Source organism: Streptomyces herbicida, from assembly GCF_032656585.1.
In the GTDB taxonomy this organism is placed as follows: Bacteria; Actinomycetota; Actinomycetes; order Streptomycetales; family Streptomycetaceae; genus Streptomyces; species Streptomyces herbicida.
This window is the reverse complement of record NZ_JAUYWJ010000027.1, coordinates 122,907-135,565: the sequence shown is the minus strand read 5'-3', so window position 1 is coordinate 135,565 and position 12,659 is coordinate 122,907. Positions and strand designations below refer to the sequence as shown.

Here is a 12,659-nt window from a genome sequence, read left to right as displayed (position 1 = left end):
GCACCAGAACCACCGGCCGCGTCGCCCGCCCCACCACCCCCAGCGCCACCGAACCCACCAGGAACCCCGTGAAACCGCTCAGCCCCCGCGACCCCAGCACCACCAGCTCGGCCCCCTCGGCCGCCTCCCGCAGCACCTCGACCGCCGGCCCCTCGACCAGCTCGTCGTACAGCCGGACCCCGGGGCACGCGGCACGCACCCCGTCCTCCGCCTGACGCAGTGTGCGCCGGGCCAGGTAGCGGCGGCCGGCGGCGGCCGTGCCGTCCTCCTGCGCGCTCGGCGGCGGGTTCCAGGCATGGACCAGACGCAGTGGCCGCTCGCGGCGCGCGGCCTCGCGGGCCGCCCACTGCGCTGCGGCCAGGCTCTCGGCGGATCCGTCCACTCCGACGGCGACGGGCGGAAGCATCATGCCACCTCCAGGTGTTGGGCCTGCTTCCCGATGCCAGCGTCCTGCGTCCGGCGCCCGACCGGGAGGGGCTGGCAGGACCTCACCGGGGACCAACCGGCCCACGTCCGGGCTCTGTTGGCAGCCAGCAGGTCTCACCCGGCTGCAACCGGACCGAGCGGCCGGGCAGCCGGAGGTCGATCGGGGCTCGGTCGGACGACGGCACCGTGACCTCCAACTGACCACGCTCCAGCCGCAGTCGTACGCCCCAGTGCCCATGGAAGCGCAGCACGAAACCGTACGACGACAGCTCGGGCAGCGGCACGGGGTCGAGCCACAGCGCCCCGGCACGGGTCTCGAGGCCGGTCAGTCCGCGCTGGACCAGATCGACGGTGCCCGCCATGGCGCCCAGGTGGATGCCCTCACCGGTGGTGCCGCCCTGCAGATCGGCGATGTCGCCGCGCAGGGCCTCCTGGCAGTACGCCCACGCCTCGGCCCGTCGGGCCCGCGCCAGGATCCAGCCGTGCACCAGACCGCTGAGGGTCGATCCATGGCTGGTCCGGCAGAGATAGTGGTCGACGGTGCGCTGCCATGTCTCCTCGTCCAGCCGGTAGCCCAACCGGTCGAAGAGGGAGCGTAGTTCGGCAGGTGAGAAGAGGTAGCCGAGCATCAGTACGTCGGCCTGTTTGGACGCCCGGTAGCGGTTGACCGTGTCGCCCTCGGCCTCCAGGATCCGGTCCAGGCGCCGGATGTCGTGATAGCGCCTGCGGTACCCGTCCCAGTCGAGCTCGGCGAGGTCGCCATAGCCGTCGAACTGGCTGATGACGCCTTCGTGGAAGGGCACGTGGAGCGTTCGGGACACGTCCTCCCACTGCTGGAGCTCGGCACTGCCGAGGCCGGTGCGCTCGACGAGTTCGAGGCGGCGCGGCTCGGGCAGGGTGTGCAGCAGGTCCAGGGTGCGGGCGAGCACCCAGGCGGCGGTGACGTTGGTGTACGCGTTGTCGTCGAGTCCTGGCTCCGGCCTGTCGGGGTAGGCGTCGTGGTACTCGTCGGGTCCCATCACGCCCCGGATGCGGTGCCGTCCGAGATGGTCGTCGTAGATGGCCGAGTCGGCCCAGAAGCGGGCGATCTGCAGCAGCATCTCGGCGCCCTTGGTGTGCCGGAACTCGGCGTCGCCGCTCGCCTCGCAGTACTGCCAGACGTTGTACGCCACCGCCGAGCCGACGTGCCGCTGGAGCCGGGAGTGGTCCGGCAGCCAGCGCCCCGAGCGGGGGTTGAGGTGCAGTGCCTGTGTCTCCTCGCGCCCGTCGCTGCCGCTCTGCCACGGGTACAGCGCGCCGCGCCGGCCCATGGCGCGGGCCGCGGCACAGGCCTGGTCCAGGCGCCGGTGGCGGTAGCGGAGCAGGGCGCGGGAGACCTCGGGGAAGTGCAGGTTGAGGTAGGGCAGGACGAAAAGCTCGTCCCAGAAGACATGGCCGCGGTAGGCCTCGCCGTTGAGACCCCGGGCCGGCACCCCGACGTCCAGGTCGGCCGTGTGCGGGGAGAGGGTCTGGAGCACATGGAAGAGGTGCAGTCGCAGGATGCGTCCGGCCTCCCCGGGGACATCGAGTTCGGCCCTGCGCCACAGCTGGTCCCAGGCCGTCAGATGCGATTCCAGCAGCTCGTCGAATCCGGGCGCGGCGCCCACCCGGTCGACGGCGGCGCGCAGCGGATCGCTGATCGCCGGGTCGCGCGAGGTGTGGACGGCGACGGTCTTGTCGACCGTGACGGTACGGCCCGCGGTCAGCGGGAGGGTCAGCCGCTGGACGGCGCGCGGGGGTTCGTGCCGGTCCCACACCGGTGCGCCGGCACTGAGGCGGGCCGCCATGCCGATACGGATGTCCGAGGTGCGGGTACGGCAGCGCAGCCACACCGTGTCGGGCGCGGCCGTGCCGGTCTGCACATGGGTCAGATGACGGCCGTCCAGGTCCCGATAGCGCGCCACCCCGGCGTTGGTGACACCGCCGTCCAGCGTGGCCTCGACCTCCAGCTCACCGGTGAGGCCCTCGGCGGTGAACTCGGTGCGCAGGGCCGCCAGGTGCGGGTCGGCCATGTGGACGATGCGCACCTGCCGCACGCGCAGGACCGGTCCGTCGCCGAGGCCGTAGCGGGTCAGGCGTTCCAGCAGGCCGGAGTCCAGGTGGAGGACCATGCGGTGGTCGAGCACCTCGGCGGTGTCCGGCGTCAGCCACGCCAGCCCGGTGGGGCGGAAGCGCAGCGGCAGCCAGTTCGGGAGGTTGACCATGTCCTCGTTCTCGACCCGGCGTCCCGCCACGTCCGAGGTGAGCCGGTTGTAGCAGCCGGCCACATAGGTGCCCGGGTAGTGCACATCGTCCGCGGCGCACTCGGGCAGCGCCCCGCGCGTGGCGACACAGCCGTTGCCCAGTGCGCACAGCGACTCCCTGAGACGCTCGTCCGCGGGCTCGTAGCCGTCGTACTCCCAGGTCCAGCCCGTCACGCCGGCGGTCCCCCTTCGACTGGTCGTGCGAGGTCGGGTGCGACGGTGTCGGCGCGACGGCGCGCGGCGGGAATTCCGCGCCCGCAAAGCGACCGGTTGGCACCTGTCGTGGGGGCGCGGTCCACGAGACAGTGGAGACAGGAGCGGCACCGATCCCCCGCGGTGTCGCTCCGCCCGTGCGCCCCGCCGAAGCGGAGCAGGACCCAGCTCAGACCCTGATCCTGCGTCCTGTGACCGTGTCGGGGGCGATGCGCACCCACAGGTCGCGCGGGCCGCCCGTCCACGGTGTGCTGTAGGCCTCCGCATCGAGCCGGCTCCGCTCGTCGGGATCCGTCACCGTGCGCGCCTGTCCGCGCACGACCACGCTCCAGCCGCGGCTGAACGCGTCGTCGATGCGGTCGACCTCGAAGGCGACCTGATGGCCCGCCGCCAGCGACGGCGTCGTACCGGCCCCGGTCCTGAAGACGACGGAGCCGTCGACGACGCTGTAGTTGACGGGCACGATCACCGGTCCCGAATCCGTGGACACCGCGAGCCGGCCCACACCGTGCGTCGACAGCAGCTCCCCGCACTCGCGCGGTCCCAGTTCGATGAACTCGGGTGCGCGCCCGGCCCGTCCGGGACCCGGAGGCAGCTCGGTGTCGCCGCCGGTGAGCTCGGACACCGTGGTCTCCAGCACTTCGGCCAGCCGGACCAGGAGGCCCGAGCCCGGTGCGGCACCGGGTTGTTCCTCCAGGTATCTGAGATAGCTGGGGGCGACGCCCGCGCGCGTGGCCGTCTCCGCGCGGGTCAGGCCGAGTCGGGCGCGCCGGGCGGCGAGCCGGCGGCCCAGGTCGCCGGCCGGCGCTCCGTCCGCCCCGTTCGCCTTCATCCGTTCGGCCATGAGCCGTCACATCCTCTCGTCGGGCTCGCTCAGTCCGTGCGCACGGCCACTTCGTGCTGCTCCCCGCCGAGGACCACCTTGAGCGCGCCGGTCTCGGCGGCCCCGGCGAAGACCTCGTACGCCTCCTCCATGCGGTCGAGCGGGAAGATGTGGGTGACCATCTGCTCGGTCGGCAGCCGTCCGGCGGCCGCCATCCGCAGCAGGGTGGGGGTGGAGTATGTGTCGACCAGCCCGGTGGTGATGGTCACGTTCTTGATCCACAGTTCTTCGAGGTGCAGGGTCGCGGGCTTGCCGTGCACACCGATGTTGGCCACGTGCCCGCCGGGCCGCACCATGCGGGTGCACAGCTCGAAGCTCTCCGGAACGCCGACCGCCTCGATGACGACGTCCGCGCCGAGCCCGTCGGTGAGGTCGTCGACCAGCTGTCCGGGAGCCTCGTGGACGTCCGCCACGGCATCCGCGCCGAACCGCCGGGCAGCCTCCAGCCTGGCCGGAGCCAGGTCCACGGCGATGATGCGTTCGGGCGCGAACAGATGCGCCGTGGTGATCGCCGCGAGTCCGATCGGACCGACCCCGACGACAGCGACGGTGTCCCCCGGGCGTACGTGCCCGTTGAGCACGCCCACCTCGTAGGCGGTCGGGAAGATGTCCGCGAGCAGCACCGCGTCTCTGCTCGCCACCCCGGCGGGCAGCGCGTGCACGGACAGGTCGGCGTACGGGACTCGCACATACTCGGCCTGGGTGCCGTCGATCAGGTGCCCGAGGATCCAGCCTCCGCCGCCCCGGCACTGACCGTACGAGCGCTCCCGGCAGTAGCGGCAACGGCCGCAGGCGCTGATGCAGGACACCAGGACCCGGTCGCCCGGCCGTACGGTCCGTACGTCGCTGCCGACCTCGACGATCTCACCGACGGCCTCGTGCCCCAGCACGGTGCCGGGCTGCACCTCGGGTACGTCGCCCTTGAGGATGTGGAGGTCCGTCCCGCAGATGGTGACCTCGCCGATCTGCACGATCGCGTCGGTGGGCTCTTTGATGGCGGGGTCGGGGACCTCCTCCCAGGCGGACTGTCCCGGGCCATGGAAGACGAAGCCTTTCATGACGCCTTCACCCTCCTTCCGGTCGGGCGGGGGGCAGGGAAAACCTCTTTGCCCCGTAGATCCAGCTTGCCCTGCCCTGACGGGTTCCGCTTGGGCCGTACGGCCCCGGGCGCCTGCCGGACGGGGTCCCTGCGGCCCCTGGTCGGCCCATGTCGCACCGCACCGCCTGCTGTCACCTTCGGAACTGTCACCAGGACCACGAAGACGACGAGGGGGTGCGCAGCGATGCGCGAAGGCAAGTCCGCACGGCGGCGGTGGCTGTGGCGCTGGCGGAGCAACCCGTTGCGACGGCACGACGACATCGTCGAGGCCTGGATCGTGCTGGCCGTATGGACGGTCGTCGTGCTGGGCGGCGCCGTCGCCGGCCTGGTGACGGCCCACGCCGCGGACGAGGTGTTCGCACGGCAGCGCGCCGGGCGCCATCCCGTCCGGGCCGTGCTCCTCGCCGACACCCCCGCGAGCACCCTGGCGACATGGGGCCGGGGCGACCGCGCATGGGCAACCGTGCGCTGGAACGCGCCGGACGGCACCACCCGTACCGGCCGGACCCTGGTCGGCACCGATCTGGCGGCCGGAGCCACGGTCATGATCTGGCAGGACCGGCGCGGCCGGCTCACCGACCGGCCGACCGATCGTACGGAGGCGTCCGTCGAGGCCGGTTTCCTGGGGGCCGGGGCCGCGTTCGCCCTGACCGGTGCCGCCGTCGCCGCCGGGGCCGTCGCCCGGTGGCGGCTCGACCGGCGGCGCATCGACCATTGGGGCCGGGAGTGGGCTCTGGTCGGCCCGCGGTGGGGGCACAAGACGGGCTGACCCGTCCCGCTGCCGAGTCGGCCCGAGCGCGCTGCAATGGAAGGGGGCGGTTCACCGCCGGCTGCGGGCGTGAGGAGGTGCCGTATGCGATTCGACGACCGTACGGACGCCGGGCGCCGCCTGGCCCGGCGACTGGAGTATCTGCGGGGCGCGGACGTGGTGGTGCTCGGGCTGCCCCGGGGCGGGGTCCCGGTGGCGTACGAGGTGGCCCGGGCGCTCGGCGCGCCGCTGGACGTGCTGGTGGTCCGCAAGCTGGGCGTGCCGTGGCAGCCGGAGCTGGGCTTCGGCGCGATCGGCGAGCAGAACGTCCGTGTGCTCAACGAGGACGTCATCCGCGACACCGGGCTGGAGTCCGCCGAGCTGGCGGCCGTGGAGGAGGACGAGCGGGTCGAGCTGGAGCGGCGGGTGCGCGAGTACCGGGCCGGCCGCGCTCCCGTACCGCTCGCCGGGCGGACCGTCGTGGTCGTCGACGACGGACTGGCCACCGGTGCCACCGCGCAGGCCGCGTGCCGTGTCGTACGGGGCAGGGGCGCGGCCCGGATCGTGCTCGCCGTCCCGGTCGGAGCCGGGCGGGCGCTCCCTCTGTTGCGTCCGGTGGCCGACGAGGTCGTGTGTCTGCACAGCCCGGCTTACTTCGGCGCGGTCGGCGCCTGGTACCGCGTCTTCGATCAGACCGGCGACGACGAGGTCACCGACCTCCTGGCGCGCCCCGCGTCCCGCTCCCCCGCCCCTCCCGACGCGCCCCCGCCGAACCGCGAGGTCGAGATGCCGGCCGGACGGGTGCGGCTGGCCGCGCGCTTCGTGCTTCCGGAACCGGCCCGGGCCGTCGTGGCGTTCGCGCACGGGAGCGGCAGCGGCCGGCACAGCCCGCGCAACCGGTACGTGGCCGCCGTGCTCAACCGGGCCGGTCTGGGCACGCTGCTGCTCGATCTGCTCACCGAGGACGAAGAACGCGACCGGCAGAACGTGTTCGACATCGCTCTGCTGGCCCGGCGGCTGCAGGCCGCGGCGCTCTGGCTGCGCCGGGAGACCGACCTGCCCGTGGGCTACTTCGGCGCCAGCACGGGTGCCGGCGCGGCGCTGGAGGCCGCCGCCGACGACTCCGCCATCGGCGCGGTCGTCTCCCGCGGGGGCCGCCCCGATCTGGCCTCCCCCGCCTCGTTGGCCCAGGTGCGGGCACCGACGCTGCTCATCGTCGGCAGCCTCGACACCCGGGTGCTCAGCCTGAACCGGCTCGCCGCCGACCGGATGCGCTGTGAGCACCGCCTGGCGGTCGTACCCGGCGCGAGCCATCTCTTCGCCGAGCCGGGCACCCTGCCCGTCGTCGCCGGACTCGCCCGCGACTGGTTCACCACCCATCTGAAGCCCCCGGACGGAATCGGCTGACGCGCCTCCCCGCGCGGGGGCCGTGGCCCCAAGTCCCCGCGATTCGGGGCCGTTCGGCCCCTGAACAGGCACGGCGGCAGCCGTCAGGGTGGAGGGCGCGTTGGGGAGGACTCGCTCCCTCGCGGCGGAGAGGTGGACGCTCATGCAGCGAGTGATCCTTGCCTGCGTCGATCCCTCGGCGAACGGCCGGACCGCGGCCGGCTGGGCCAAGGACGAGGCGAGACTGCGCGATCTGCCGCTGTGCGTGGTCCGCGGATGGCCGCCGGACCTGGGCGAGGCCCGGGTCACGGTCACGGGCCTGGGCCCGAACGTCGAGGACACGGCCGCTCATGCCGAGGCCCTGACCTGCCCGCTGATCCTGGTCCCGGACGCATCGGCCCGCTCGAACCGCATCGGCGGGGTCACGCTCGGCATCGACGCCCGCCGGCCCGCCGGCGCCGCGATCGACTTCGCCTTCGAGAGCGCCCGGCTGCGTGGCGTACGGCTGCACGCCGTGCACGCCTGGGAGCTGCCGTCGAGCGCGGCCGGGTTGCCCTTCGCCGTGCCGGAGGAGGACCGCGCCACTTGGGAGGACCACGAGGTCCAACTGCTCTCGGACGCGCTGCGCCCCTGGCGCGCGAAGTACCCGGACGTACCGGTGCTCCGGGACGTCGTCCTGTTCACCCCGTCCGAGGCCCTGCTCCATCACTGCGCACACGCCGCCCTGGTCGTGGTGGGACACGGGCCGGGCTCCGCGTGGGGAGACACCACGCGGAGCCTGCTGCGAGCCGGCACGTGCCCGGTCGCCGTAGTGCCGTCGTAGGCCCCGTCGGGCGCATGTGCCGACGTGCCCGTTCGCTCAGTCACCCATGAGATCCGCTCGCACCAGAGTGCCCGACCTGCCGTGGGCGATCTCGTACGCCGCGTCCAGTGCTCCGATCGCCGCCAGGCCGCCGGTGTTCTCGACGAACCGGGCGACCGCCTCCGCCTTGGGCCCCATGGAGCCCTCGGGGAAGCCGCCGCGGCGCAGCTGGAGGGGGGTCACGTCCTGCAGGGGCCGCTGCTCGGGGGTGCCGTAACCCTCGTAGACGTACGGCACGTCGGTGAGGACGAGCAGGAAGTCCGCCTTGAGGTGTTCCGCGAGCAGGGCCGCGGAGAGGTCCTTGTCGACGACGGCTTCGACGCCGGTCAGCGCACCCGTGACGGGGTCGGCGGTGACGGGGACTCCACCCCCGCCGGCGCAGATGACCAGGGCCCCGCTGCCGAGCAGATCGTGGATCGTTTCGGTTTCAACGATCCGCTGGGGGTCCGGTGAGGGCACGACCCGCCGCCAGCCCCCCGTGTCCTCGGCGATGTGCCAGCCGCGCTTGCAGGCGAGGGACCGGGCCAGGTCACGGGGGTGGACCTGGCCGACGAACTTCGTGGGCCGGGCGAAGGCCGGGTCGTCGGCCCGTACGAGGGTGTGGGTGACGAGGGTGGCGATCCGGTGGCCGGGCAGGGCGTTGTGCAGGGTGCAGGCGAGCAGCGACCCGATCATGCCCTGGGTCTGGGCGCCGAGCAGATGCAGCGGGTACGGGGCGCTCAGGTCGGGGTCGGCGGCGCTCTCCACGGCGAGCAGGCCGATCTGGGGGCCGTTGCCGTGGGTGATGACCAGCTCATGCTCATGGGCGAGGGCGGCCAGCGCGGTGGCGACCCGGTCGATGTTGGCCTGCTGGACGGCCGCGTCGGGGCGTTCGCCGCGGTGGAGCAGAGCGTTGCCGCCGAGGGCGACGACGATGCGCATGGCTTCAGTCCTCCAGGGTGGCGACGAGCACGGCCTTGATGGTGTGCAGCCGGTTCTCCGCCTGGTCGAAGACGATCGACGCCGGAGATGAGAAGACCTCGTCGGTGACCTCCAGTCCGTCCAGTCCGTGGGTGTCGAACAGGTCCCGGCCGAGGCGGGTACTGCGGTCGTGCAGCGAGGGGAGGCAATGCATGAACTTTACGTCCGGGTTCCCGGTGAGGGCGAGCGTCTTGTCGTTGACCTGGTACGGGAGCAGCAGCTCGATGCGCTCGCCCCAGGTGTCGGCGGGCTCGCCCATGGAGACCCAGACGTCGGTGTGGAGGAAGTCGGCACCGCGTACGGCGGTCTCGATGTCCTCGGTGAGCGTGATGCGGGCACCGCTGCGGTCGGCCAGGGTGCGACAGGTGGCGACCAGTTCCGGGTCGGGCCACAGCCGCCGGGGAGCGGCGATGCGTACGTCCATGCCGAGCAGGGCACCCATGGACAGCAGGGAGTTGCCCATGTTGTTGCGGGCGTCGCCGAGGTAGCAGTAGGCGATGTCCGGCAGGGGCTTGGGGCTGTGCTCGTGCATGGTCAGCACGTCGCACAGGCTCTGGGTGGGGTGTGCCGTGTCGGTCAGCCCGTTGTAGACGGGGACGCCGGAGCGGGCGGCGAGTTCGGTGACGATCGACTGGGCGGAGCCCCGGTACTCGATGGCGTCGAACATGCAGCCGAGGACGCGGGCGGTGTCGGCGATGGACTCCTTGGCACCGATGTGGGTGTCGCCGGGACCGAGGTAGGTGGTGGCGGCGCCCTGGTCGGCGGCGGCGACCTCGAAGGCGCAGCGGGTGCGGGTGGAGGTCTTCTCGAAGATCAGCGCGAGGTGCTTGCCGGTCAGCCGGGGCCGCTCGGTACCCGCGCGCCTGGCCGCCTTGAGCCGGGCCGCGAGGTCGAGGAGATGGTGGATCTCGGCGGGGGTGAAGTCGAGTTCGCTCAGGTAGGAGCGGCCTCGCAGGTCGACGGTCATGGTGGTTCCCCTTGCTGGATCGGGTACTCGATCAGACGGCCGGATCGCGTTCGATGGGGCAGCTCATACAGCGCGGGCCGCCGCGCCCTCGGCCGAGTTCACCGCCGGCGATGGTGATGATCTCGATGCCCTGCTTGCGCAGATAGGTGTTGGTGGTGACGTTGCGCTCGTAGCCGACGATCACTCCGGGGGCGATCGCGAGGAAGTTGTTGCCGTCGTCCCACTGCTCGCGCTCGGCGTTGCGGATGTCCTGGGGAGCGCAGAGCATGCGGACCTTGTCCAGGTCGAGGGCCTCGGCGAGGGCGGTCGCGAGGTCGGAGTTCGGTGCGACGTCGAAGCCTGCCTCGCGCGTGTCACTGGGCGTGAGCGTCCACGAGCGCAGGGAGTCGGCAAGGCCGGGATAGATGGTGAAGGCGTCGCGGTCGACCATGGTGAGGACCGTGTCGAGGTGCATGTACGCGCGTGCGGACGGCAGTTGGACGGCGATCAGCCGCCTCGCCGTGCCGGTGGCGAAGAGCCGTGCCGCCAGGTTCTCCACCGCCTGGGCGGTGGTGCGCTCGCCCATGCCGACCATGACGGCTCCGTTGCCGAGGACGTGGACGTCGCCGCCCTCGATGGTTCCCACCGTGCCGTTGAGGATCGGTTCGGTGATGGCGCCGGCGAACCTGGGGTGGAAGCGGTAGATGGCCTCGGCGTGCAGGCTCTCGCGTCGGCGGGCGGTCTTGGCCATCGGGTTGACCGACAGACGGTTGTACATCCAGCACGAGTTGTCGCGGGGGAAGAGATGGTTGGGCAGCGGGGTGAGCGCGAAGTCGTCCGCGTCGAGGGCGTTCCAGACGAGGCTGTGCGGAGCGGCGATCGGCAGATCGCTCATGAGGAGCCCGCCGACGAGATAGCCGGCCAGGGTCTCCCCGTCGAGGTCGGCGCAGAGTCCGCGCACCGGGTCGATCAGGGCCGGGCCCACGGTGGCCGCAGTGATGGCCCGGTCGAGCAGCCAGTCGCGGGCCTCGGGGACGTCGAGGGTCTGGGCCAGCAGGTCGGCGAAGTAGTGGACGCGTGTGCCGTGGTCCCTGAGGACCTGGGCGAAGGCGTCGTGCTCCTCACGGGCCCGCTTGGCCCACAGGATGTCGTCGAAGAGCAGGGCGTCGACGTTGCGCGGGGTGAGGCGGGAGAGTTCGAGGCCGGGGCGGTGCAGGATCACCTGGCGCAGGGGGCCGACCTCTGAGTCGACGTGGAAGACGTTCATGGTGGGAGAGTTCCTTCGTGCCGAGGGTCGGTCAGTCGTGGTGGCCGAGGCCGTTGCGCCCGCGGGTGCCGCCGGTGCGGTTCGTCCGGAGCCCGCGGGAGAGCCGCTGGGTGGGCGGGGCCGTCTCGGGTGCCCGGTCCTCCTGGGCCGGGATCGCCGGTGCCTTGGCGGCCGTCGGCTCGCCGTAGCTGCCCTGGCCCCGCTTGAGCCAGACGTAGACCGGGATTCCGAGCAGCAGGACGAACAGGCCGTAGTAGACGGTCTGGTAGCCGCTGCCCTGGATCGACCAGTAGGAGAAGGCGAGGGCGAGGGAGGCGACCGAGATGTCGCGGGCCAGCCGGCGGGGGCTGAGGCTCTCCCGGCCGCGCACCAGCAGCCAGTACAGCTGGGCGGCGGCGGAGAACAGGTAGGGGATCACGGCGGTGAGCACGCTCAGCAGCACGATCTTCGTGAAGACGTCCTCGAAGCGCGTGTAGCTGAACACGGTGATCAGTGAGGCCAGCACGGTGGAGGCGACGATGCCGAAGGCCGGGACCCCGCTCTCACCGCGCAGCCTGGCGAAGACGCCGGGGAAGAGGCCGTCGCGGGCGGCGGCGTACGGCATCTCCGCGCACAGCATGGTCCAGCCGTTCAGGGCGCCGATGCCGGAGACGATGGCGGCCGCGGCGACGATGTCGCCGGCCCAGGTGCCGCCGAAGATGTTGTTCGCCGCGTCGGTGAACGGCGCGGTGGAGGAGCCCAGGTCGGTGTGCGAGACGGTGCCGAACACCGCGAGGGTGCCGAGGATGTAGATGACGGCGCAGGCGAGCGTGCCGTACACGGTGGCGCGCGGCACATTGCGGCCCGGCTCGCGGACCCGCCCGGCGACCACCGAGGCCGCTTCCAGGCCGAGGTAGCTGAACAGGGCGATGGCCCCGGCCGCGGAGACCGCGCCCAGCGCCGACCGGCCGCTGGCGTTGAAGGGGCCGAAGTTGCCGGGGTCGATGAAGAGCAGCCCGACGGTGGCCATGAAGACCAGCGGGACGAACTTCAGCACGGTCGTGATCACCTGGAAGGCGCCGATGTTGCGCACGCCGGTGAGGTTGATCGCGGCCGGGATCCACAGCCCGACCAGCGCGATGAGCACCGAGATGCCGGTTTTGTGGCCGGTGTTGACGAACACCTCGACATAGCCGACCCAGGCCACCACGATCGCCGCGTTACCGGCCCATGCCGTGATCCAGTAGGACCATGCGTTGAGGAAACCCGCGAACTCACCGAAGGCCTCACGAGCGTAGACGTACGGTCCGCCGCTCGCCGGAACGCGCTTCGACAGGGCCCCGAAGGTCTGCGCCAGCGCGAGGGCGCCGAGGGTCACGACGACGAAGGCGACGAGGGAGATCGGGCCGTAGGGGGCGAGCGCGGAGGGGAGGGCGAACACTCCGGTGCCGATGATGCTGCCGATCACGAGCGCGGACGCGGCCGGCAGACCGAGGGCGGCCGTGGGCGCCGCTCGATCTCCTCTGCGCGTGGTACTGGCCATGGCTGTGCTCCTTGTGCGGTCCGTTACGGAGGGGTCGGCCCGCCAGCCATGCTTCTGTGGGGCGC

At 72.3% G+C, this 12,659-nt stretch carries 11 protein-coding genes; 3 read left to right on the top strand and 8 right to left on the bottom strand.

The genetic code is table 11. The annotated features are described in order from the left end of the window. The 4 genes from Q8A52_RS40725 to Q8A52_RS40710 all read right to left on the bottom strand — a co-directional run. The coding region (locus Q8A52_RS40725) for a universal stress protein (protein WP_316761568.1) at window positions 1–406 on the bottom strand (406 nt) is incomplete at its 3' end. Window positions 407–488: 82 nt separating this feature from the next. Then, the gene (locus Q8A52_RS40720; protein WP_316761566.1) at window positions 489–2,882 is read right to left on the bottom strand and encodes a glycoside hydrolase family 65 protein; all 2,394 of its coding nucleotides are present in this window, start codon (window positions 2,880–2,882) and stop codon (window positions 489–491) included. A 208-nt stretch (window positions 2,883–3,090) separates the two neighbouring features. After that, window positions 3,091–3,765, bottom strand: coding sequence for a helix-turn-helix domain-containing protein (locus Q8A52_RS40715; protein WP_316761563.1), 675 nt, complete (start codon window positions 3,763–3,765; stop codon window positions 3,091–3,093). 29 nt (window positions 3,766–3,794) lie between these two features. Further along, window positions 3,795–4,862 carry a zinc-dependent alcohol dehydrogenase family protein gene (locus tag Q8A52_RS40710; RefSeq protein WP_316761560.1) on the bottom strand — a complete coding sequence of 356 codons (1,068 nt, stop codon included), beginning with the start codon at window positions 4,860–4,862 and terminating at the stop codon, window positions 3,795–3,797. A 225-nt stretch (window positions 4,863–5,087) separates the two neighbouring features. On the opposite strand from Q8A52_RS40710, the gene Q8A52_RS40705 reads away from it, so the two are divergent. The 3 genes from Q8A52_RS40705 (at window position 5,088) to Q8A52_RS40695 (ending at window position 7,860) form a co-directional block, all read left to right on the top strand. Further along, window positions 5,088–5,672 (top strand): Rv1733c family protein, encoded by a 585-nt coding sequence (locus Q8A52_RS40705; protein ID WP_316761558.1) that lies wholly within the window; start codon window positions 5,088–5,090, stop codon window positions 5,670–5,672. A gap of 84 nt (window positions 5,673–5,756) precedes the next feature. Next, entirely contained in the window at window positions 5,757–7,058 is a 1,302-nt protein-coding gene (locus Q8A52_RS40700; protein ID WP_316761556.1) for a phosphoribosyltransferase, read from the top strand. A gap of 142 nt (window positions 7,059–7,200) precedes the next feature. Next, the gene (locus Q8A52_RS40695) at window positions 7,201–7,860 is read left to right on the top strand and encodes a universal stress protein (RefSeq protein WP_316761554.1); all 660 of its coding nucleotides are present in this window, start codon (window positions 7,201–7,203) and stop codon (window positions 7,858–7,860) included. A 36-nt stretch (window positions 7,861–7,896) separates the two neighbouring features. Here Q8A52_RS40695 and Q8A52_RS40690 read toward each other — a convergent pair whose 3' ends face one another. Genes Q8A52_RS40690 through Q8A52_RS40675 form a run of 4 tightly spaced genes read right to left on the bottom strand, consistent with a single transcriptional unit; the run spans window position 7,897 to window position 12,519 of the window. Continuing rightward, window positions 7,897–8,820 carry a carbamate kinase gene (locus Q8A52_RS40690; protein ID WP_316761551.1) on the bottom strand — a complete coding sequence of 308 codons (924 nt, stop codon included), beginning with the start codon at window positions 8,818–8,820 and terminating at the stop codon, window positions 7,897–7,899. Window positions 8,821–8,824: 4 nt separating this feature from the next. Further along, complete coding sequence (gene argF, locus Q8A52_RS40685) at window positions 8,825–9,826, bottom strand: ornithine carbamoyltransferase (protein WP_316761548.1); 1,002 nt, start codon at window positions 9,824–9,826, stop codon at window positions 8,825–8,827. 31 nt (window positions 9,827–9,857) lie between these two features. Beyond that, complete coding sequence (locus tag Q8A52_RS40680) at window positions 9,858–11,072, bottom strand: arginine deiminase (protein WP_316761546.1); 1,215 nt, start codon at window positions 11,070–11,072, stop codon at window positions 9,858–9,860. Between the two features lie 31 nt (window positions 11,073–11,103). Next, complete coding sequence (locus Q8A52_RS40675; RefSeq protein ID WP_408649340.1) at window positions 11,104–12,519, bottom strand: APC family permease; 1,416 nt, start codon at window positions 12,517–12,519, stop codon at window positions 11,104–11,106. Between the last annotated feature and the right edge of the window lie 140 nt (window positions 12,520–12,659).

Excerpts from the sequence above, each read along its gene's own strand:
- Q8A52_RS40680 (WP_316761546.1), bottom strand. The coding sequence starts at position 11,072 with ATGAACGTCTTCCACGTCGACTCAGAGGTCGGCCCCCTGCGCCAGGTG.
- Q8A52_RS40705 (WP_316761558.1), top strand. The coding sequence starts at position 5,088 with ATGCGCGAAGGCAAGTCCGCACGGCGGCGGTGGCTGTGGCGCTGGCGG.
- Q8A52_RS40715 (WP_316761563.1), bottom strand. The coding sequence starts at position 3,765 with ATGGCCGAACGGATGAAGGCGAACGGGGCGGACGGAGCGCCGGCCGGC.
- Q8A52_RS40710 (WP_316761560.1), bottom strand. The coding sequence starts at position 4,862 with ATGAAAGGCTTCGTCTTCCATGGCCCGGGACAGTCCGCCTGGGAGGAG.
- argF (WP_316761548.1), bottom strand. The coding sequence starts at position 9,826 with ATGACCGTCGACCTGCGAGGCCGCTCCTACCTGAGCGAACTCGACTTC.
- Q8A52_RS40700 (WP_316761556.1), top strand. The coding sequence starts at position 5,757 with ATGCGATTCGACGACCGTACGGACGCCGGGCGCCGCCTGGCCCGGCGA.
- Q8A52_RS40690 (WP_316761551.1), bottom strand. The coding sequence starts at position 8,820 with ATGCGCATCGTCGTCGCCCTCGGCGGCAACGCTCTGCTCCACCGCGGC.
- Q8A52_RS40695 (WP_316761554.1), top strand. The coding sequence starts at position 7,201 with ATGCAGCGAGTGATCCTTGCCTGCGTCGATCCCTCGGCGAACGGCCGG.